18 protein-coding genes and 1 tRNA gene are annotated in these 19,803 nt (G+C 65.5%); 5 read left to right on the plus strand and 14 right to left on the minus strand.

Annotated elements, in window-relative coordinates:
* Positions 1–65: 65 nt before the first annotated feature.
* The 5 genes from ACOYJQ_RS02815 to ACOYJQ_RS02835 all read right to left on the minus strand — a co-directional run bounded on the left by ACOYJQ_RS02815 (position 66) and on the right by ACOYJQ_RS02835 (position 6,960).
* The gene (locus ACOYJQ_RS02815; RefSeq protein ID WP_377590809.1) at positions 66–932 is read right to left on the minus strand and encodes a metalloregulator ArsR/SmtB family transcription factor; all 867 of its coding nucleotides are present in this window, start codon (positions 930–932) and stop codon (positions 66–68) included.
* Between the two features lie 256 nt (positions 933–1,188).
* On the minus strand, positions 1,189–2,454 hold the full coding sequence (locus ACOYJQ_RS02820; protein ID WP_433456173.1) for an acyl-CoA dehydrogenase family protein: 1,266 nt from the start codon (positions 2,452–2,454) through the stop codon (positions 1,189–1,191).
* A 423-nt stretch (positions 2,455–2,877) separates the two neighbouring features.
* Positions 2,878–4,851 (minus strand): copper-translocating P-type ATPase, encoded by a 1,974-nt coding sequence (locus tag ACOYJQ_RS02825; RefSeq protein WP_433456175.1) that lies wholly within the window; start codon positions 4,849–4,851, stop codon positions 2,878–2,880.
* A gap of 99 nt (positions 4,852–4,950) precedes the next feature.
* Positions 4,951–6,417 (minus strand): multicopper oxidase family protein, encoded by a 1,467-nt coding sequence (locus ACOYJQ_RS02830; protein WP_183754348.1) that lies wholly within the window; start codon positions 6,415–6,417, stop codon positions 4,951–4,953.
* Between the two features lie 108 nt (positions 6,418–6,525).
* Positions 6,526–6,960 (minus strand): hypothetical protein, encoded by a 435-nt coding sequence (locus ACOYJQ_RS02835; protein ID WP_377590805.1) that lies wholly within the window; start codon positions 6,958–6,960, stop codon positions 6,526–6,528.
* Between the two features lie 300 nt (positions 6,961–7,260).
* Between ACOYJQ_RS02835 and ACOYJQ_RS02840 the strand changes: the two genes are divergently transcribed.
* Together ACOYJQ_RS02840 and chrA are read left to right on the plus strand one after the other, a co-directional pair.
* Positions 7,261–8,079, plus strand: a complete 819-nt coding sequence (locus tag ACOYJQ_RS02840) for a chromate resistance protein ChrB domain-containing protein (RefSeq protein WP_183754352.1) — start codon at positions 7,261–7,263, stop codon at positions 8,077–8,079.
* Between the two features lie 11 nt (positions 8,080–8,090).
* The gene (gene chrA, locus ACOYJQ_RS02845) at positions 8,091–9,488 is read left to right on the plus strand and encodes a chromate efflux transporter (protein ID WP_183754354.1); all 1,398 of its coding nucleotides are present in this window, start codon (positions 8,091–8,093) and stop codon (positions 9,486–9,488) included.
* On the opposite strand, the gene ACOYJQ_RS02850 is transcribed toward chrA, so the two are convergent.
* Both ACOYJQ_RS02850 and ACOYJQ_RS02855 read right to left on the minus strand, forming a co-directional pair.
* Positions 9,473–10,843 carry an ATP-binding protein gene (locus ACOYJQ_RS02850; protein ID WP_183754356.1) on the minus strand — a complete coding sequence of 457 codons (1,371 nt, stop codon included), beginning with the start codon at positions 10,841–10,843 and terminating at the stop codon, positions 9,473–9,475. The genes chrA and ACOYJQ_RS02850 overlap by 16 nt on opposite strands.
* Positions 10,840–11,499 (minus strand): response regulator, encoded by a 660-nt coding sequence (locus ACOYJQ_RS02855; RefSeq protein WP_183754358.1) that lies wholly within the window; start codon positions 11,497–11,499, stop codon positions 10,840–10,842. Before ACOYJQ_RS02855 ends, ACOYJQ_RS02850 begins: the two co-directional genes overlap by 4 nt.
* A 141-nt stretch (positions 11,500–11,640) precedes the next feature.
* Here ACOYJQ_RS02855 and ACOYJQ_RS02860 point away from each other — a divergent pair, with 141 nt between their 5' ends.
* The gene (locus ACOYJQ_RS02860; RefSeq protein ID WP_183754359.1) at positions 11,641–11,979 is read left to right on the plus strand and encodes a PepSY domain-containing protein; all 339 of its coding nucleotides are present in this window, start codon (positions 11,641–11,643) and stop codon (positions 11,977–11,979) included.
* A gap of 61 nt (positions 11,980–12,040) precedes the next feature.
* Positions 12,041–12,538, plus strand: coding sequence for a cytochrome b (locus ACOYJQ_RS02865; protein ID WP_183754361.1), 498 nt, complete (start codon positions 12,041–12,043; stop codon positions 12,536–12,538).
* Between the two features lie 28 nt (positions 12,539–12,566).
* On the opposite strand, the gene ACOYJQ_RS02870 is transcribed toward ACOYJQ_RS02865, so the two are convergent.
* Positions 12,567–14,456 carry a heavy metal translocating P-type ATPase gene (locus tag ACOYJQ_RS02870; protein ID WP_246375050.1) on the minus strand — a complete coding sequence of 630 codons (1,890 nt, stop codon included), beginning with the start codon at positions 14,454–14,456 and terminating at the stop codon, positions 12,567–12,569.
* Positions 14,457–15,078: 622 nt separating this feature from the next.
* Between ACOYJQ_RS02870 and ACOYJQ_RS02875 the strand changes: the two genes are divergently transcribed.
* A complete protein-coding gene (locus ACOYJQ_RS02875) occupies positions 15,079–15,498 on the plus strand; it encodes a hypothetical protein (RefSeq protein ID WP_377590804.1) in 420 nt (139 codons plus the stop codon).
* A gap of 284 nt (positions 15,499–15,782) precedes the next feature.
* Here the strand turns inward: ACOYJQ_RS02875 and ACOYJQ_RS02880 are convergent.
* From ACOYJQ_RS02880 to ACOYJQ_RS02905, 6 genes are all read right to left on the minus strand, one after another.
* A tRNA-Gly gene (locus tag ACOYJQ_RS02880) sits at positions 15,783–15,857 on the minus strand.
* Positions 15,858–16,053: 196 nt separating this feature from the next.
* Positions 16,054–16,998: a 2-hydroxyacid dehydrogenase gene (locus ACOYJQ_RS02885; RefSeq protein WP_433456180.1), complete on the minus strand. Its 945-nt coding sequence runs from the start codon at positions 16,996–16,998 to the stop codon at positions 16,054–16,056.
* 170 nt (positions 16,999–17,168) lie between these two features.
* Positions 17,169–17,789 carry an N-acetyltransferase family protein gene (locus tag ACOYJQ_RS02890; protein WP_433456182.1) on the minus strand — a complete coding sequence of 207 codons (621 nt, stop codon included), beginning with the start codon at positions 17,787–17,789 and terminating at the stop codon, positions 17,169–17,171.
* A 195-nt stretch (positions 17,790–17,984) separates the two neighbouring features.
* Positions 17,985–18,473, minus strand: a complete 489-nt coding sequence (locus tag ACOYJQ_RS02895; protein WP_433456184.1) for a TerB family tellurite resistance protein — start codon at positions 18,471–18,473, stop codon at positions 17,985–17,987.
* A 162-nt stretch (positions 18,474–18,635) separates the two neighbouring features.
* Complete coding sequence (gene infA / locus ACOYJQ_RS02900) at positions 18,636–18,911, minus strand: translation initiation factor IF-1 (RefSeq protein ID WP_433456417.1); 276 nt, start codon at positions 18,909–18,911, stop codon at positions 18,636–18,638.
* A 417-nt stretch (positions 18,912–19,328) separates the two neighbouring features.
* A complete protein-coding gene (locus tag ACOYJQ_RS02905) occupies positions 19,329–19,538 on the minus strand; it encodes a cold-shock protein (protein ID WP_433456186.1) in 210 nt (69 codons plus the stop codon).
* Positions 19,539–19,803 lie beyond the last annotated feature (265 nt).

The raw sequence follows: 19,803 nt of genomic DNA on the forward strand, positions 1-19,803 counted from the left end.
ATGATTCGCTACGACGCGCGAGGCGCGAGCCTGCATCGTCACGCAAGACAAGAAGCCGCGGTGCCTTACAAACTGCCGATCGTCCGGAGCTTGTCGCGAAGGGACATCCGGTCGAGCGAATCCAGCGGGAGGCTGATGAACGCGGCGACACGATTTCGGATGTAACCTGCCGCCTGGCGGAATGCGGCGGCTTGCCGAAAATCAGCCTCTCCGACGATGGAGGGGTCTTCGATGCCCCAGTGGGCCGTCAGCGGGCGCCCTGGCCAGACCGGGCATTCCTCACCCGCCGCGCTGTCGCAGAGCGTGAATACGAAATCCATGATGGGAGCTTCGGGGCTCGCGAATTCGTCCCAGCTCTTCGAACGCAATCCCTCAGTCGGATAATCGAGTTCTGCCAAAGTTGCGATGGTGGTCGGGTGAATCTCGCCTCGTGGCTTGTTACCGGCAGAGAAAGCACGGAATCGCCCCCCGCCATCGCGGTTCAAAACGCTCTCCGCGAGGATCGACCGCACGGAGTTGCCCGTACAGAGAAACAAGACGTTGTATACGGGGTCGGGTGCAGCGCCAGCCCGCGGAATGACGGCTGTTGAAATGGACCTGTCCGTGGTCGCCGCGAGAGCCGCAAAGTCTGTGACCAGAAAATCGACGAGTTGCCAGACCCGCTCGGTGTCCGGCCGGTAGATGATCGTCGTTCCGTGCCGTTCGGTACGAACGAGGCCGGCCCGCTTCAGCACCGCAAGATGGGCCGACATGGTATTCTGCGGCACGTCGAGCAGCTTCGCGACGTCGCCCGCCGGCACTCCCGTCTCCCGGCGATCCAGGAGCAGGCGCAACGCATCCAGTCGTGTAGCTTGCGCGATGGCTGCAAAAGCCTCGACGATTATGTGTTTTTCCATGCGTCGAGATTTATCGAAATAATATGCCGAACGCAAGTACCTCCACAAATGAGCGCGATCAGAATATCTCGCCGGCGCGTGCAGCAACACCCTCAAGAAAACGGACGATACGCAATCGGCTCAGGTTGTAGAACCAGCATGTTCAATGAGATGCACCGCTACAAGCTATTTTAGCTGAACACCGTGCTGGAGCAACGCGAGAACGAGATTTCCACGAAGAAAGTGCGATCGGCGATCGATGCACTCAGGGCTTTGGCCTCGCGCCCGACCGGGGTAGTCGCTCTGCATCGCATCAGAGTGTGGCGATAACCTTCTCGTCGATAGCGAAGCCGAGCCGCTGTTGTCCGTGAATTAGGAAAAATTTCTCCGATACCAACAGATGCTGGGTGGCGACATGGGCGTCCCTGAGTCGCTTCTGGAGCGGATTCGCTAAGAATGTCGAGGTGGCGCCGCCTAGCGTATACAAGGCGTCAACCACCTTCGAGGCTTCCTGAGCAGCGTGGCTGATGGCGAGGCGGGCGGTCGTCCTCTGGTCTACTGTCGCTGGATCGCCAGCCTGAATGGTTTCCCATATGCTGGCCAAAGATTCGCGTACGAATGCGGAGGCTGCAAGAAGCCTAGCTTCGGATTGAGCAACCGTCAGTTGCGTCAACGGAGTTTCAGCAAGTGTCGCCTCGCTACCAGTCGGAACCTTGTGCCTAGCCAGATCAACGAGTTCATGGATGGCCCCCCGCGCGTTCCCTAGCAGTACTGCAGCATAGGCAGCGGCGATGTAGACGAAGCCCGGAAAACGGGCAAGGGCGCTATCGGCGGCAGGAACGAAGCCCTTGCCGAACTCAAGGATACGGTGCCCGGGAACGATGGCTCCCTTGCGAACCGAAAAATCATTTGAAGCCGTCGCCTTTAGACCGAACGCATGCCATGTATCATGCGGCTCAAAATCGCCGCGGGGGAGGAAGATGATGAAGAGACGGTCGCCGTCGAGAACCCCACCAGTCATCCAGTCTGCTTGAAGGCCACAAGATCCCCACGGCCACCGCCCCTCATCGACCCGCAGCCTTCCGTCAACCCATGAGCCGCGCCCCGTCGGGGCGAACGAGCCCCCTGTGAGAGACGCCGGATTGGCAACGTAGATTTCTCGGACCGCCTCGGGCTGCAGATACCATGCGAGCACGGATGTCGTAGATGAAACAGCAGCGTACCATCCGGCAGCCGCGTCCCCCTCCGACAGAGCTGCTATCGCGTCGACATAGGTCACGGGATCTGCCTCGGGTCCGCCATACACGGCAGGCACTGCTAGCCTGAACAGGTCGGCAGCCCCGATTGCGTCTACCACCTCTCGCGCCAGGACCCGAGCATTCTCCGCGGCGACGGCGTGCTCACGGGCAAGACTGGCAATCTCCCGCGCTCGCGAGACGAGGTGGCTGCCAGAGGCATTTAGCGGATGATTCACCGGGCTGTTCATGGAGAGGTACCTCATAAAGAGCGGTCGCGACTTGTTTGACGATGAATCGCAATGAATGGAATTCGGAGCAGTTTCGGTCTCCTTTCCAAGCATTTCGACGTTTGTACGATTCTCATAAATTACATATAGTTTATAAAAAATCTAGAATTCTATGGAAATAGCTATGCGATTCTCCGGAGAGGCTCGTGGGACGCCCCTGAAAGGGAGCATGCCCAACGTCTATAGATTGGTCTCGCCATATAAGAGGCAGAGGAAGGCATCATTACCTTTGCCGCGCCGCGTGTACCGACGCACGTTTGCGTCACTCGATAGCAGCCTCCTGCTAGTCTATGAGCCTTGCTTCTGCGCCGAGACCTGGACCGCTCATGGATAGGATTGTCCGATTAAGTGCTTTCACGCACGCCAAATTTTCGACACCTGTAGTGCGCCATCTGCAGTATAGAATTGGCGATAAATCGTGCATGGACTGGGTATGAAAAACACCCTGGTCTCTGCGCGATTTCTTGTTGCCGGTTGTCAATTGCCGGTCCGGTAGAATCGTAGCAATTGTGCGTTGATTGCGACGATGATCGTGCTCGCGGACATGAAGATCGCGCCAACGGCTGGCGTCATGAGAAAGCCGGTGCCGAAAGTAATGCCCGCCGCCATTGGAATGGCAATGACGTTATAGGCGGTTGCCCAAATCAGGTTCTGCACCATTTTTCTGTAAGTAGCGCGCGACAGACCCAAGATCGCTGCAACATCGCGCGGATCGCTCCGAACCAAAACGATATCCGCTGATTCCACGGCCACGTCGGTCCCGGCGCCGATGGCGACACCGAGATCAGCCTGCACCAGCGCCGGCGCGTCGTTGACACCGTCGCCCACCATGGCGACCTTGAGCCCGCGGGCCTGAAGCTCCTTGATCTTGGCCGATTTCTGATCAGGCAGAACCTCGGCGAAATACTTGGCGATGCCGAGATCTTCCGACACGGCCTTGGCCACGCCCGCGGCGTCGCCGGTCAGCATCACCGAATTGACGCCCAGCCGCTTCAGTTCCGCGATGGCTTCCCGGGATTCGGGGCGCACGATGTCGGCCAGCGCGAGCAGCGCCTGCGGGACACCGCCTCGGACCAGCACGACAACGGTCTTGCCCTGCGCCTCAAGCTGCTTGAGACGTTCCCCGCCCACAGGATTGCCCTGCCGCGCCAGATGGCCGGGGCTGACGATGCGCACGTCCTCGCCGCCCACCGTCGCCGCGATCCCTTCACCGGTGATGTTGCGCACGTCGCCGGCTGGCGGCGGTACAAGACCCCTTCTCTTAGCCTCGGCCAGGATGCCATGGGCGATCGGATGCTCGGACCGGCTCTCGGCGGCGGCGGCGTAGCGCAGCGCCTCAGCCTCATCCCCCGCCAGGAGCACGATGTCGCTGACCCCGAACCGGCCTTCGGTGAGGGTGCCGGTCTTGTCGAAGACCACCGCATTCAGGTTGCGTGCCCTCTCGAAGGCGGCCCGGTCGCGGATCAGGAGCCCGTTGCCGGCGCTGAGCGAGGTGCTGACCGCTACGACCAGCGGCACGGCGAGGCCGAGCGCATGCGGGCAGGCGATCACCATCACCGTCACCATGCGCTCGATGGCGAACTGGAAGGGGGCGCCGAGGGTGAGCCAGACGACCAGCGTGCCGATGCCCACCGTCAGTGCGATATAGGTCAGCCAGGCCGCGGCGCGGTTGGCGAGGTCCTGCGTGCGCGACCGGCTGGCTTGCGCCTCTTTCACGAGCGTGATGACCTGTGCGAGATAGGTCTTGTCGCCGGTCGCCGTGACCTCGATCGTCACCGAGCCTTCGCCGTTGATCGCCCCGCCGATGGCGTTTGCCCCTACCGCTTTGGAGACCGGCCGCGATTCGCCGGTCAGCATCGCCTCGTTGAACGAACTCGCGCCCTCGATGATCTTTCCGTCCACCGGCACCTTGGCCCCAGGGCGGATGAGCACGCGGTCGCCGGGCTGGAGGGCGGAGATAGGAACATCCTGGGTTGCACCATCCGCGCCGATCTTCGTGGCGGTGTCAGGCAGCAGCCTGACCAGCTCCTCCAGGGCGCGCGAGGCCCCCATCACCGAGCGCATCTCCAGCCAGTGGCCGAGCAGCATGATGGTGATCAGCGTCGCGAGCTCCCAATAGAAGGACTCGCCGGGAAGGCCGAAGGTGACGGCGGCGGAGTAGAAATAGGCGGCCGAGATCGCCAGCGCGATCAGGGTCATCATGCCCGGCTGCCGGTCGCGCAACTCCGATGCGAACCCGGTCAGGAAGGGCCGGCCGCCGTAGACATAGACGATGGTGGAGAGCGCGAAGAGCACGAGCCCGCTACCCGGGAACGCCAGCGCGTCGCCGAGCCCCAGCCAGTGCCGGATCATCGGCGACAGCAGAAGGATCGGCGGCGTCAGCGCCAGCGAGATCCAGAACCGGCGCCGGAAGTCGGCGATCATGGCAGCGTGGGACTTGTGATCGGTCATCCTCTGAAATCTCCGGGGTAGTGTTGTTTGCTCTGGAACGAGCGATCCGAAATACGAAAGGCGCGCACGCTGCGGGCGCCGCTTTCCCAGACGGAGGCCTCAGGCGGCGTAGTCGACGAATGCCATCATGCCCGCCGCCATGTGATAGAGATGGTGGCAGTGGAGCGGCCAGCGGCCGGAATTGTCGGCGTCGAAGACGACGGTCACACGGGCATGCGGCGGCACCAGCACCGTGTCGCGCACGGCGCCGCCGATGGCCCTGCCGTCGATGCCGGTCACCTGGAAATGGTGGCCGTGCAGGTGCATCGGGTGCGCCATCATCGACGTGTTGACAAGCGTCACCGCGATCCGCTCGCCGTGGGCGGCTGTAAGGGCGTCGCTGCTGCCGAAACCCCAGACGTAACCGGCCATGTCGCCAGTGAGGGCAAGGGTATAACGGCGGTCCGGCGCGCGGTGCGCGAGCGGTGCTGTCGCCGACAACTGCCTTTCGAGGTCGAGGTCGAGAACCGGCCCGGCAACCGCGCCATGCACCGGGATTCTGCGGACCGGCGCGCCGGGCGTGGCGAGGACGATGCCGGCGCGCTCGACGGCGCCCTCGCGCAGGGCAAGGATCGGCCACGCGCCTCCGCCTTGCGGCAGTTGCAGCCGGATGTCGACGCGCTGGCCCATCGACACCGGAAAGGCGTTGCCCACGATCGGCCGCACGTCCTGTCCGTCGACGGCGATCAGGGTCCCGCCGAGGCCGCCGGTGTCGATGGTGAAGGCGGTCGCCGTCGCGCCGTTGATGATGCGCAGCCGTATCCGGCCGCCCCTCTCCACGTGCACGACTTCCGGATCGTCGAGCGTGCGGTCGTTGGCGAGATAGGCGTCGTACTCGATGTCGTTGAGGTCCATCACCGGTATCGGCATTGTGCCGTGTCCTCCGGCGGCTCCGTGCGCTGCAGACCCGTGCATCGCGGATTGGCTCATGGCGGCGCCGTGCTGGCCGCGCCCGCTACCCGTGGCATTCTGCAGCCGATTGAGAAGTTCCTCCGCCGGTGTGAAAGAGAAGTCGTGCAGCAGGATCACGACTTCCTGCTCGTCCCGCGCGCGGTCGGCGGCGGTGCGTACGATCAGCGGGGCGGCCTGCTCCTGCAGCGTATGGGCATGCATCCAGTGGGTGCCGCCGGCGCCCGCCGGAAAGCTGTAACGGCGGGTTTCGGCCGGTTGCAGCAGGGCAGCCGGGTTGTCCGGCACGCCGTCCTGTTCCCACGGCGGCGTCAGACCGTGCCAGTGGATCAACGTCGGTGCATTGGCCCGGTTGGTGAGCGTCACGTCGAAGCTGCCGCCTGCGTCGAGAGTCAGCCCCTGCGTTCCGTCGGGCTGTGCGAGCCCGAAGACACGCGCGGCCCTGCCGTTGATGTCGAGCGTACGGGTGATGACGGCGAGCTGGCGCGTTTCGTCTTCAGCCGGAGAGGCCGGGCTGGCGGTTTGCGCCCGGGCAAGGCCGGGAAGGGACATGGCGGTCGGCGACGCGAGCGCTACCGCGCCGGCCGTCAGCCGCGTGAGGAAGTCACGACGATTCATGTTGGGAACCCGTTTCCATGCCGACACGGTGGTCGGCGAATTGATCTATGCGCGCCCTTGCGGCGCACAATCATCCACATGACGCCGGAGAGCGGCGTCCTGACGGCTTCAGACCATGGATCGGGGAGGAGTCAGCAAGGGCAAGACCGACAGGCCAAGGGAAATCTGGTCGGCCCATCCGTAATATTGCCTGACGGAAGCCGGAACGAAAGTGCTCGCATCCGCTGCACCGGCCACGACGGCGCACACGCCGCAGGCGAAGCTGCAGCATACCTTATAATCAGCCGCGTGTAACTGACCGTTTCCGGTATGGATCTTATGAACGGATACGGCGGCTTGATGTTGATTCCCAACGCCGTCTTGCGCCGGTACCTGAACGGTCTGGCTGTGGCACGGTACCGGCATGGCATGAGCCAACGGCGCAGCAAACAACGCGACAGCAACCAGCAGGGCTGGCAGCAAGCGCATCCGTGAAAGCGTGTACCAAACGGCCATCCGCCAGCTCACTTTCCGCCACATGGTTTGCCGCTTGTAGCAAACCATCCGGTTGCGCCTCAATAACCGGCGCGTCGGCTTCCTGTCAAGGAAAGCCGATATCAAGACAACACGATCCGCCCTCGGATAACAGCGCCTCGCCGGCAGGAAGCGATATGCGGTGGGCCTGCATGTCTGCAGGTATCGCGTATCCCCGCGCGGGCGAAAATCGTTCGGAGGCGCTTTCCTAGCCCTTGCGCAACCACCGGTCTGCGAGTAATTTCCGGTGCAAGGGGTTGATCGCGATTACCCCGTGAGGCGGCAGCCTAAACATCGCGTCCATGTTCCCTGAAAGAGGAATGGACGTTCATGCCGTCTCATACCGAAATCACCGTACCGCAGCTTTCCCGTCTTGCCGGCCTGCCGACCGCGCCGGTCATCGTCGATGTCCGCGTGCAGGCGGACGTCGATGCCGACCCGCGCTTCCTGCCTGCTGCCCTGAGCCGCGACGCTTCGCGTGTCGCGGCCTGGGCCTGCGAATTAGCCGGCCGCCACGTCGTCGTGGTCGACGGCAGGGGGCGGGATTTCGCCCAGGCCGTGACCGCCTGGCTGCTCCACGAAGGCGCCAGAGCGGAAACGCTCGAAGGCGGTTTCGACGCTTGGCGCGCCGCCGGTGGGCTCCTCGTCAGGCCCGACAGGCTGCCGCCGCGCGACGACGCCGGACGGACCGTGTGGGTCACGCGGGCGCGGCCCAAGGTCGACCGCGTCGCCTGCCCCTGGCTCATCCGCCGCTTCATCGATCCGAACGCCGTGTTCCTCTACGTCGGCGCGCCGGAGGTGACGGCGGTCGCCGAACGCTTCGGCGCAACACCCTTCGATATCGACGGGGTGTTCTGGAGTCACCGGGGCGAGCGCTGCACCTTCGACGTCATGCTGGAGGAATTCGGGCTCGTCTCCGAACCGCTCGGCCGTCTGGCGGCGATCGTGCGCGCGGCGGACACGGCGCGGCTCGATCTCGTGCCGGAGGCCGCCGGCCTTCTCGCCGCCTCGCTCGGCCTCTCCCGCATGTTCCGCGACGATCTCGAACAGCTCGAGGCGGGTCTGCTGCTCTACGACGCCCTCTATCGCTGGAGCCGGGATGCCACCGAGGAAACGCACAACTGGCCTTCCACCAAGAAGCCGGCATAACGGAGGTCGCTATGACAATCACTGTCACGACGGATGAAGCCGTCGCCGCGCCGGCCGTCCCGACCTTCGCCGAGGCGACGCGGGTGTGGGCTAAGATCGGCCTGCTCAGCTTCGGCGGGCCGGCCGGCCAGATCGCGCTGATGCACAAGGAACTGGTCGAGGACCGGCGATGGACCGGCGAGCAGCGTTTCCTGCACGCCCTCAACTACTGCATGCTGCTGCCAGGCCCCGAGGCACAGCAGCTCGCCATCTACATCGGCTGGCTGCTGCATCGCACCTGGGGCGGAGTGGTCGCCGGGGTGCTGTTCGTGCTTCCCGGCGCGCTGGTCATGCTGGGCCTCAGCCTGCTCTATGTCTTCTTCCGGGAACTGCCGTTCGTCGATGCCATGTTCCTCGGCGTAAAGGCGGCGGTGCTGGCCGTCGTCATCGACGCCGTGCTGCGGATCGGCCGGCGGGCGCTCGCCAGCCCCGCGCTGGTCGCGATCGCGGTCGCGGCCTTCATCGGCATCTACGCGTTTCGTATCCCGTTCCCGCTTCTCATTGCGATTGCCGCCCTCACGGGCTGGCTCGGCAGCCGCGCCATGCCGCAGCTCTTCGTTGCCAAGGGGCACGGCGCGAAGGGGAGTGCGGCGGACGACGCGGGCGTGGTCGACGGGATGTTTGCGCGCGGGGAACTCACCCACGCCGATCCGTCGTCGGCGGGCTTCCTCAAGGTGCTGGCGCTGTGGCTGCCGATCTGGCTCGGGCCGGTGCTGCTGCTGTGGCTGCTGACGGGCTCGTCCAGCGTCTGGACGCAGCTTGGCGCCTTCTTCAGCGCGATCGCGGTGGTCAGCTTCGGCGGCGCCTATGCGGTGCTCGCCTATGTCGCGCAGGCAGCGGTCGACGGCTACGGCTGGCTCTCCACCGGCGAGATGGTCGACGGGCTCGGCCTTGCCGAAACCACGCCGGGGCCGCTGATCCTGGTGCTGCAGTTCGTCGGCTTCCTCGCCGCCTGGCGCGCGCCGGGCGCCCTCGATCCGCTCCTCGCCGGGGCGCTGGGCGCGCTGCTGACCACCTGGGTGACGTTTGCGCCGTGCTTTTTGTGGATCTTTCTCGGCGCGCCCTATGTCGAGGCGCTGCGCGGCAACAGGGCGATCTCGGCGGCGCTGTCGGCGATCACCGCCGTCGTGGTCGGCGTGATCATGAACCTCGCGCTGTGGTTTGCGCTGCATGTCGTCTTCGACGCGGTGCAGAGGGTCGACGTCCTCGGCGCCAGCCCCTATGTGCCGGTCCTTTCCTCGGTCAACTGGCGCGCGGCCGTGCTCGCCGCCGCCGCGATGGTCGCCATGCTGTGGTTCAGGGTCGGCATGATCACGACGCTTGTCGCCAGCGCGGCGGCGGGATTGATCATCGGCTACTGGCTGGCGTGACGGCCAGCCGGCCGGAAACGCGCCTCGAAGCCGTCGCTTCTGCCGGGCGCTGGCGAAGTCAGGGTCAGCGTCGCGCCGGTTCCTCTAGTGATGGCGGCGGCGATGGCTAGGCCCAGCCCCGAGCCCCCGCTGATGCTTCCCGCCCGCTCGAACCGGGCAGTGAGGCGCGAGAGAACTTCCGGCGGGATGACGGGGCCTGCGTTGCTAACGGTCAGCCCGCCGTCGGGTGCGAGCGTCACCTCGACCGGCTTGGCGGAATCGCCGTGGATCAGCGCGTTCTCGATCAGGTTGCGGGCGAGGATGGCGAAGGCGTCGGGGTCGATCCGCGAGCTTGCGCCGTCCTCCGGCAGGCTGAGCCGCAGACGCTCGCCGTGCCCCGCGCGAACAAAGTCTTCCGCCACCATCGACAGGATCGGCGCCATGTCGCTTGCAATGTCGGCCAGCACGCCGCCGCCTTCCGCGCGCGACAGGTGAAGCAGCTTTTCCGCCAGGCGTGCGACACGCTTCAGCTCGGCCTCGATCCCCTGCGCACGCTGGCGCAGCGGTCCCTCCGGGGCCTCGGCGACGAGCCGCTGCGTCTGCGCAAGCACGGCAGCCACCGGCGTGCGCAGCTCGTGCGCGGCATTGGCGGTGAAGCTGCGTTCGGCGTCCAGCGTGCGGGAAAGCCGGGCCATCAGCCGGTCCACGGCGGTGCGGATCGGCACCAGTTCGAGCTGCAAGCCGGGCGTGGTCAATGGCGAAAGATCGGAGGCGTCGCGCCCCGCCACCTCGACGGAGAGCGCCGCTATGGGCGCCAGCCGCGCACGGGTGAAGAGGCCGATGCCGATAAAGCTTGCCGGCAGCAGCAGGATGAGCGGCAGGAACATCGAGCCTATGGTGTCAAGCCGCGCCTCGCGCCGATAGGAAAACGGTTCGGCCACCTCGATCCGGTAGGCGCCCGACACGGCCGAGCGCGCGTAGATGCGGTGGTCGTTCACGGTGTGGAAGCCTTCGGCCAACGGTTGCGCGAAGACTGCGAGATCGGCGTCGTCCGAGAACAGCGCGATCCTGCCGTCGCGCCCGCGCAGGACATAGGTGATCTGCCCCGTCATCGGCGGCCCGAGCGCCGAGATCTGCCGCGAGGTGGGCGCGTCTTCCGCGTTGATCTGCTCGATGACCGCGAGCGGCAGGATGCGCTCGGCCGTCTGGCGCAGGGCGGCATCGAAGATTTCCTCCAGCTCGTGGCGGACGACGAACCCCGCCGTGATCATCGCCAGCAGCCAGAACAACGACAGCCCGAGCGACAGCCCCACCGCCAGGTCGCGGCGCAGGCTGGGGGGGCGGCCGGCGGGACTGGCGATTTCGGGCGCACTCATCCGCGCCCCAGCCGATAGCCGAGGCCGCGCAGCGTCTCGATACTGGCCCGCCCGAGCTTGCGGCGCAGACGGCTGACGTAGACCTCGATCGTGTTGCTCTCCACTTCCGCGTCGAAGGAATAGAGCCGTTCCTCGAGCCGGGATTTTGGCACGACGATGCCGGGGCGCTGCAACAGGGTCTCGAAGATGGCCCATTCCCGTTGGCTCAGCCCGATCTCGCCGCGCGGACCAGTGACGCTGCGGGCGGCGAGGTCGATGGCGAGCGGGCCGAGCCGGATCAGCGGGTTGGGATTGCCCGCATAGCGGCGTGCTACCGCACCGACGCGGGCGGAAAGCTCGGCGAGGTCGAAGGGCTTGACCAGATAGTCGTCAGCTCCCGCGTTCAGCCCCTCGATGCGCTCGGTGATGCGGTCGCGCGCGGTCAGGATGATGACCGGCGTCACCGAGCCGCCCCGGCGCAGCGCCCGCAGGAAGTCGAGGCCGCCGCCGTCGGGCAGCATCAGGTCGAGCAGGATCAGGTCATAGGCCACGGTCTCGGCGCAGGCGCGCGCATTGGCGAGCGTCGACACCCAGTCGGGCGTGTGGCCCTCGGCGGCCATCTGGGCGCGCACGGCGTCTCCGATGCCACGGTCGTCCTCGACCAGAAGGATGCGCATGACCTGTCTTTCACCTGTCCCGGCGATGGTCGGCCCACAAGCTGACGCGGGGCTGAATGCCGCGGAGTGCGACGTTCAGCCCCGCGTCAGCAGAACCATATATCGTCGTAACATTGAATGATTATAAAGAGGAGTGGAGGGATGAAACGACATGTTCTGCTCGCGGCGCTGGCCTTCGTCGGCATCGGCGCCGGCGCAGCGCGGGCCGACGACGGTTGTCGCGTGCCGATGGCGCGCTGGCAGCCGCGCGAGTCGGCGGGCCAGGCGGCCGAGGCGCTGGGCTGGCAGGTGCGGCGGATCCGCACCGATGACGGCTGCTACAGGATCGACGCCGTCGATGCGCGCGGCAACCGCATCGAGGCGCAGCTTCAGCCGGACACGCTGACACTGCGCCGGATCGAGGTGGAATTCGCCCCCGGCGGCGGCCTTGCGGATCTTGACGCCGCGACCGTCTCCGGATCGCTCGCCGCGCCCCGCTAATCGACAGGGAAGCGATCCCCAAGGGGATCGTCCATCGACAACCCATTCAGGAGAACCCACGATGTCTGCTTCGAGACCCATCGACTATTCGTCTGCGCAGATCGCGCTCCACTGGCTCATCGCCGCACTGGTGCTCTTCCAGCTCATCTTCGGCGAAAGCATGAAGGAAGTGATTGATGCAGCCGAGGAGGGCAAGGCGATGTCCGCCACCGACGCGGCGTTGGGGAACGCCCATTACTGGGTCGGAATCGCGGTACTCGCCCTTGTGGCGCTGCGTCTTGCGCTGCGTATCGCTCGCGGCGCGCCGGCGCCGATCGGCGAGGGCATCCTGACCAGGGTTGCGGCGGGCACGCATCATCTCTTTTACGTGCTGCTCGTGCTCGCACCGGTCACCGGGCTGCTCGGCTTCTACGTCGGCGAACCGTGGGGAGACCTGCACGAAATCTTCAAGCCCATCTTCATCATCCTCATCGTCCTGCATGCAGCCGGCGCGCTCTTCCACGCCTTCTGGCTCCACGACGGGACATTGCGGCGGATGCTGGTTCCGCAAAGGAGCTGACATCGCTCGCGCGGCCGGGGCGAGGCGTTCAGCCCCGGTCGCTGCGGATCGGGTCGGCGAGGAGCCGCAGCCCGTTCAGCACCACCAGCACCGTGCCACCCTCGTGGCCGAGCACCGCGAGCGGCAGCGGCAGGTCGAGGAACAGGCTCGATGCCACCAGCACCGCCATCGCTCCCATGGCGAAGGCGAGGTTCTGCCGGATGATCCGCCGGGTTCGGCGAGCCAGCCTGCGGGCGGCGGCGAGCCGCTGCATGTCGTCCGACAGCAGCGCAATGTCGGCAGCCTGAAGTGCCACCTCGCTGCCGGCGGCCCCCATGGCGATGCCGACATCGGCCCGCGCCAGCGCGGCGGCGTCGTTCACGCCGTCGCCGACGAAGGCCACCCGGCCGCGGCCCGTCAGTTCGCCGACGAGCCGCACCTTATCCTGCGGCAGCAGATCGGCATGGATGTCGGCGGGTGCGAAGCCGAGTGCGGCGCCCATGCGCAGCCCGACCGCGCGGCGGTCGCCGGTCATCATGACGATGGTCGTGACGCCTTCGGCCTTGAGCGCGGCAAGCCCGGCGGCGGACGTCTCGCGCGGCCGGTCAGCGACGCTGACGGCGCCGAGCACCTGGCTGCCGCGCCCGAGATAGACGACCGTCTGGGCGCTCTCGGCGAAGCGTGAGAACTCAGGCGTGTCCGCCGGCGCGCCCATCCGTGCCGCCATGCGCAGGTTGCCGGCCCACAGCGTGCCCTCGGTGTCGGCCCCGACGATGCCCTCGCTCGGGATGGACTGCACGTCGCGCATGGTCGTCGGAACGACGCCGCGCGCCTGTGTATGGCGGCGGATCGCCTCGGCGACGGGGTGCTCCGACTGCGCCTCCAGCCCCGCCAGCAGCGCCAGGAACGCCGCATCGTCGTCGCGGGCAACGATCCTCGTCACCTCGGCCTTGCCGGTGGTGAGCGTGCCGGTCTTGTCGAAGGCGAAGGTGTCGACTTCGGCGAGCGTCTCCAGCGCCGCGCCGCCCTTGAACAGCACGCCGCCGCGCGCAGCGGACGCGAGCGCCGACAGGATCGCGGCGGGAACGGAGATCACGATGGCGCAGGGGCTTGCCGCCACCAGCAGCGTCGCGGCGCGGTAGAGCGCGTCCCGCATCGGCCAGCCGAGCCAGGCGAAGGCCGCGAAAGCGAGCGCCGAGCCAGCCAGCACCGCCACGGTGTAGCGTTGGCCGAACCACTCGCTGAACCGTTCCGACGGCGCGCGGGCGGCCTGCGCCTCCGTCACCAGAGCGATCATCCGCGCCACGGTGCTGTCGGCGATGGAGCGCGCCACCTCCACCGCCAGCACGCCGTTGAGGTTGACCGTGGCCTCGAACACCTTGGCGCCGGGGCGCTTGTGGACGGGCATCGATTCGCCGGTGATCGTGGCCTCGTCCAGCGATCCCTCGCCGTCGAGGATCACGCCGTCCACCGGCACGCGCGCGCCGGGCCGCAGCATCACGACATCGCCCGGGGCGAGCGCCGCCGCCGGCACCTCGGTCACCGTGCCGTCCGGTTCGCGCCGCAGGGCGGTATCGGGACGCAGCGCCATCAGCGCCTCGACGGCGCGCCGCGCCCGGCCCATGGCGCGGTGTTCGAGCGTGGTGGAGATGCTGAACAGCGTCAGCAGCACCGCGCCCTCCAGCGCCGCACCCACGGCGGCGGCGGCAAGCGCCGCGATCACCATCAGCAGGTCGATATCGAGGATCTTCTCGCGCCACAGCGCCGACAGCGCCCGCGCCCCGGCCGGCAGCCCGCCGGCGAGATAGACCAGGGCGACGCCCGCCGACCCCCAGACTCCCGGAATGCCGAAAGCGTTGAAGGCGGCAAGCGCCATCCCCGCCACGGTGGCGACGGTCAGCGCCGTCGTCAGACGGTCGGACGAAAGATCGACGTGCAATGCATCTCCCCCGCTCTGCGGCGCCGACAACGGCCCCGCGACGAGTGGGGGAGTTTCCTGACACCAGCCTGAACGCGGGCGCTTCCAGCCTGTCAGGCGGCGCGACGTGTATCGCCGGCTCGCTCGGCCTTTCCGGCGTCAGCTACGCCGGCTGACCGACACGGTGTCGTCCGGCTCGGCCGCGGTGCCCTGATTGGCGGCATAGACGAAACGGCCGTCCGGGGTGGCATGGACCTGGATAGGCTGGCGCCCGACATCGATGCGGGCAACGACCTACCGCTGCGTGGTATTGATGACGGTAACCCTGTTCTCGCCACGCAGCGAGACGTAGACGCGGCTGCCATCGGGCGTGAAACCGACCTGCACGGGAGCGGCGCTCGCCACGATCCCGTCGACCTCCGTCAGCGAACCCGTGTCGATGACCGATACCGTGCCGTCCCGGACATTGGCGACATAGGAGGGACTTCCCGTTCGGGCTCAGGCGCAACCCGTGCGGAGATTCGCCTGTTGCCGCGGCTGCAACCGCCTTGCGTGCCTGCAGATCGACGGTCGATACGGTGTCGTCGCCCGCATTCGTCACGTAGGCGCGCTGGCCCTCCGCGTCCGCCACGACATGGGCGGGATGGCTGCCGACAACGATCGAATCTCCCGGCCCGGAGGCGGAGCTGTCCGTGCGCAGCAGAACCGGCGCGCCCACCGCCCCGTCGTGCCCATGACCGCCGTCGCCGTCATGGCCGTCGTCCGCACACTTTCCACCGCCATGGCCGTGGGAGGTTTCGTTCTCCTCCCCCACAACCGTACCGGCGGCGAGCAGGAGATTTCCGGCCGGCACGAACTGGACATTATGCAGCTTGATGCCGATCGCGACGATGTCCACGGTTCCGTCGTACAGGTTGATGCGGCTGATCGTGTTTCCGTGCTCGTTGGCCGTGTGGACGAAGCCCGATGCAGCGGGCTCCGCATTCCCCGGGAGAAAGGAGGACGACAGCGCCAGTGCCGATGCAGCGGCAAGTACGAGAGTCGAATAGAACCATCCCCATAACGGCGATCTTGATTGTATTAACGGCGGAACATGGCGCACGTCCAAGCCGTGCAGGGGGCGGTAGAGTCGCACGGAGCCGCTTGACGACGCTGCAATCGCTTTCAGGAAACCAATGGATCGTACCTGCACACAAGGGGTTATCCGCGCAAAAAAACACGCCAGGACATCCCAAAACGCTCTCTCTCGTGCTGACAACCTGCTGACAAAGAGCCATCGCGCAAGCGCTGTAAGCAAAAACGGCCCCGAAGGACCGTCTTTATCGCTTTGATTTTCCTGAAGAAATTTGGAGCGGGCGAAGGGATTCGAACCCTCGACCCCAACCTTGGCAAGGTTGTGCTCTACCCCTGAGCTACACCCGCATCCATCGTTCGGAGCGACTATCGCCGCCGCCGATGGGTGTGTTATTGCTGGAATTTTCCCTGAGCGCAAGTCCCAATTTTCGCCCTGTGGAAAACTATGCCGGCCACATAAATGCGTGCAGCCGATTTCTTTTGCCTGGTAAGGGGTTTTGCCAAATGTCAGATGCTCGCTGCCGTCGGAAGGCCGGGCGTCTTGTCAGTATCCTTCTGTCACGTTGACCAGACCCTCGGGCGTTTCGCCCGCCTGAACCGCCCTGATCTGGCTTGCGACTCGTCGGGAGATGGCTTCGTGATCGCTCATCGCCGCGCTGTGAGGGGTGATTATCACCGAAGGATGGTCCCACAGCGGCGAATCGACAGGCAGCGGTTCCGTCTCGAAGACGTCGAGCGATGCGGCGCCCAGCGTGCCGTCACCCAGCGCTTCAAGGATATCCGCTTCGTTTTGCAGGCCGCCACGCCCCGCGTTGATGATGACGGGGCGGCCGATGCGCCCGTTACGCGCAAGCCCGGAAAATACGCTCTTGTTGAGCACGCCGCGCGTCTCTTCAGTCAGCGGCAGCAGCGATACCAGAATATCCGTCCGGGCAAGGAAGGCGGGCAGTTGCGCTTCGCCGGCGAACATGGCAATGCCCGGAACGTCCTTTGGCGTGCGGCTCCAGCCCGCGACGTCAAAGCCGATGTGAAGCAGCTTTTCGGCGGCGTCACGCCCCAGAACGCCCATGCCCATGATCCCGACCCTCACGTTGCCGGCCGCGGGTTGCAGCGGATCGGGCGCCCAATGGCGCTGTCGCTGATTCTGCATGTCCCTGAGCAGGCCGCGCAGATGCAGCAGGCAATGCAGCACGACATACTCGCTCATCCGTCCCGTGAGGTCGGCGTCCACAACGCGATAGATCGGGACATGCGGCAGGTCCGGGTCGCGCAGCAGATGATCCACCCCGGCCCCGGGGGAGAAGATCGCCGCCAGATTGGGAAGGCCGTTCAGGCTGCGCGGCGGATGCCGCCACGCAACCGCGTAATGAATCGCCCGCCGGTCGAACGGCTCTCCCGGCGTATAGACGTTCATGTCCGGCAGCAGCGTTTCGAATTCTCGCTGCCACATGTCCAAGGGCATGCCGGAAATGGCAAGCAACACGCTCATCGATCTCTCCCCGCCGGATTTCCCGTCCGCGATCTATCGGCGCGCCCAACGGGCCTCTTCGCCTCGCCTTCGAGGATGGCCCGCTTGCGGGGAAGGTGCAAGGGCGCCGATGCGCAAAGAATCCCCTGCACAAAATTTCCCTTGCACATGGCCTTCCGGCCCCTGACGGCTCAGGCCGAGGACTGCCCGCCGGCAATAAGCGGCCGCTGCGATCCCCAGACGCGGCGATGAATGCCGATCATGGCCCCCGCAATGGCGCGCCAGTCGTCCGCCGCCTCCTGTGCGAGGCTCATCGGCGTGGGCGCCAGATCGAGAATGACGCCCGTCCGTTCATCGCGGCGCTGCCGGAGGCGGGCATTGAATTGCATGGCGAGTTTCTGCATCGCGCGGTTGTCCGGCAGGCAATGCATGACCAGTTGCGCCGTGCGCCTGTTCCGCGCGGCAACGAGCAGCTTTTCGAACAGCGCGCTGCCTATCCCGCGCCGCCGCCAGCCTTCCTCGACGCTGAACGCCACCTCGGCATAGCGGACGTCTTCTTTGCCATAGGGCCTGAACTCGGCGGCGCCACGCATTTCGCCGTTCTCGATGTAGCCGAACAGCAGGGCATCATCGCCGAAACTGCCGCCTGCGTATGATTCGATGAATTCGTCGCGCACGCAGGTGCCGAAACGATTGTAGCGGGTCTGGGCGTCAAGGCGCAGAAGATGCGCACGATACTCCGGCAGATCCGTGCTGAACAACTTGCGGATACGCAATGCTTGCAGGGGGCGAAATGATATGGGTTCCATCATCGACGGGTTTCAAGCTCCGGTTATCCCCGGGCGTCCCATCCCTTGCAAGGAACCGGCTTGCATCGCCGGCTTCATGTTGGCGGACCGGACGCGCCAAGGCGATCCGATGTCCGCATCCAACTCACGCACGATAAGATATGTTGCATCGCAATATGAAATGCAAGCATCTGCCGGCCGATTTCAAGACCGTGCCCGTCATTCGTGTGCACGAATCGGTGAAGTGGCGGATGGCGCGGGGTTTGCGGCGGCTTCTTCCCGCAGCGCTGCGATCTCGCTCTCGCTGAGGTCGAGCAGCCTGGCGGAGCGCCAGATCGCATCGTCCTCGAAAGCATGGACGGCGCCGTCGGATCGCGCCACGCCCCAGGCGATGCGGATGAGCCGTTTGCGCTCTTCCCGGTCCAACTCGCGCCGCAGCGGCCGCAGTACGGCTGCGATCCCGATGGAATCGCGTTCCGCGTCCTGCGCTCTTGCGAGAAGAGCCTGGGCATCGGCCGGAGGAAGGCCGAAACGCTCGACCAGCGCGGCCACCAGATAATCTTGCTCGCGCTTCACGATCACCCCATCGACGCGGGCGACGTGCACAAGCACCGCCGCAAGCGCCATCAACACCGGCTCCGGTGTGGCGGCAGCGGGGGAGGTGGAAGCCGGACGCGACAGAAACCGCCTGACGGCGTTGTCGACCAAGGAAAACAAGCCCGCCGGAGATGCCATGCGCCGCCCCCTGACACGATCAACAACAAGAACGGTCCGCGATGCATCCAGGCGCTGAACTGAGAAGCGCCGAACCGAGACATGCTCCGCACGGAAGCTTGCCCCGACGAAGGTGCGAAATCTTCGCCGGCTTGCTCAGCGACGCCGGAACTGGGGCCGTGCGGCGCCGCCGGGACGCGGTGCGGTATTCTGCTCGCGATGCCGGAAAATCAGCCGGCCCTTTTCAAGATCGTAAGGGGACATTTCGACCGTCACACGGTCCCCCGCAAGCGTCTTGATGCGGTGCTTCTTCATCTTGCCGGCCGTATATGCAATGATGGAATGCCCTGTATCGAGCTGGACCCTGTAGCGCGCATCCGGCAGAATCTCGGTCACAAGACCCTCGAATTCCATCACTTCTTCTTTAGCCATAAAAACACCTTCTCCATCGCCGCGCCATGACCGCTCAACGGCCGCGTGCCGGCGGAACAGCACCTGACACCTCCGACCCATAGCGAGATGCCATCAAGATACAGCGCAAAGGGGCCGGAAACGCCGTTCAATTGTCGTTGGTATAAAGCATTTCAGGCGAAGCAATCAATGCCCCGCCTGAAAAAGCGTTATCAAAGCCGCAAATTCGCCGGTGTCGCCGGCCTCATCCTTCGAAGACCGTTACGGCGGGGCAATATGTATCTGGCGAGAATCGAAAATCTGCTCTGACGATTGTCCCCGCATCAACCTCGGCGAAAAAGCGGCATCCGCTTTGCGGTCCGGCGTGGCGCGGCCGCTGCGTGGCGAGAGGCGCATACCCGCTTCCTTCCCGGAAGCAGGCGGGCGCCTCAGGCCGGATTACTGCACTTGCAGATTGACAGCGGACTCACGTCCGGTGCGGCGGTCGGTTTCGAGTTCGTAGCTGACCTTCTGACCATCGCCGAGGCTGTTGAGGCCCGCGCGCTGAACCGCCGTCACGTGAACGAAAACGTCCTTGCCGCCGGCGTCGGGCTGGATGAACCCGTAACCTTTTTGTTCATTATACCATTTTACCGTGCCGGTAGCCATTACATCAATCCTCGTCATAAAACGCGTATAGAAGGGTGGAGCAAGGACGCTCCTGCCCGGATGGGTCGAAACTTGGAGCTTGCTGAACGTCCACCCGCGACAGCACAGGCAACGGCCCAGTCATCTGGCCAAAATCGATAAGCTTAACGTAGGTTTGTGTAGGGCGTTTGGCAAGCCTCGCGTTGCCGATTGGAGGATATGTCGCGGTTTCTGCACGGAAAACCGATATCGCGCGGCACGAAAAGGGCGCGGGAACGGCCACGGT

The organism is Pseudochelatococcus sp. (genome assembly GCF_050946405.1).
Lineage (GTDB): Bacteria > Pseudomonadota > Alphaproteobacteria > Rhizobiales > Beijerinckiaceae > Pseudochelatococcus.

What these genes read in the sequence shown, in the direction of transcription:
- ACOYJQ_RS02820 (WP_433456173.1), bottom strand. Translation starts at nt 2,454, where the DNA reads ATGCTTGGAAAGGAGACCGAAACTGCTCCGAATTCCATTCATTGCGAT.
- ACOYJQ_RS02825 (WP_433456175.1), bottom strand. Translation starts at nt 4,851, where the DNA reads ATGACCGATCACAAGTCCCACGCTGCCATGATCGCCGACTTCCGGCGC.
- ACOYJQ_RS02830 (WP_183754348.1), bottom strand. Translation starts at nt 6,417, where the DNA reads ATGAATCGTCGTGACTTCCTCACGCGGCTGACGGCCGGCGCGGTAGCG.
- ACOYJQ_RS02835 (WP_377590805.1), bottom strand. Translation starts at nt 6,960, where the DNA reads ATGGTTTGCTACAAGCGGCAAACCATGTGGCGGAAAGTGAGCTGGCGG.
- ACOYJQ_RS02840 (WP_183754352.1), top strand. Translation starts at nt 7,261, where the DNA reads ATGCCGTCTCATACCGAAATCACCGTACCGCAGCTTTCCCGTCTTGCC.
- chrA (WP_183754354.1), top strand. Translation starts at nt 8,091, where the DNA reads ATGACAATCACTGTCACGACGGATGAAGCCGTCGCCGCGCCGGCCGTC.
- ACOYJQ_RS02850 (WP_183754356.1), bottom strand. Translation starts at nt 10,843, where the DNA reads ATGAGTGCGCCCGAAATCGCCAGTCCCGCCGGCCGCCCCCCCAGCCTG.
- ACOYJQ_RS02855 (WP_183754358.1), bottom strand. Translation starts at nt 11,499, where the DNA reads ATGCGCATCCTTCTGGTCGAGGACGACCGTGGCATCGGAGACGCCGTG.
- ACOYJQ_RS02860 (WP_183754359.1), top strand. Translation starts at nt 11,641, where the DNA reads ATGAAACGACATGTTCTGCTCGCGGCGCTGGCCTTCGTCGGCATCGGC.
- ACOYJQ_RS02865 (WP_183754361.1), top strand. Translation starts at nt 12,041, where the DNA reads ATGTCTGCTTCGAGACCCATCGACTATTCGTCTGCGCAGATCGCGCTC.
- ACOYJQ_RS02875 (WP_377590804.1), top strand. Translation starts at nt 15,079, where the DNA reads ATGGCTGCCGACAACGATCGAATCTCCCGGCCCGGAGGCGGAGCTGTC.
- ACOYJQ_RS02885 (WP_433456180.1), bottom strand. Translation starts at nt 16,998, where the DNA reads ATGAGCGTGTTGCTTGCCATTTCCGGCATGCCCTTGGACATGTGGCAG.
- ACOYJQ_RS02890 (WP_433456182.1), bottom strand. Translation starts at nt 17,789, where the DNA reads ATGATGGAACCCATATCATTTCGCCCCCTGCAAGCATTGCGTATCCGC.
- infA (WP_433456417.1), bottom strand. Translation starts at nt 18,911, where the DNA reads ATGGCTAAAGAAGAAGTGATGGAATTCGAGGGTCTTGTGACCGAGATT.
- ACOYJQ_RS02905 (WP_433456186.1), bottom strand. Translation starts at nt 19,538, where the DNA reads ATGGCTACCGGCACGGTAAAATGGTATAATGAACAAAAAGGTTACGGG.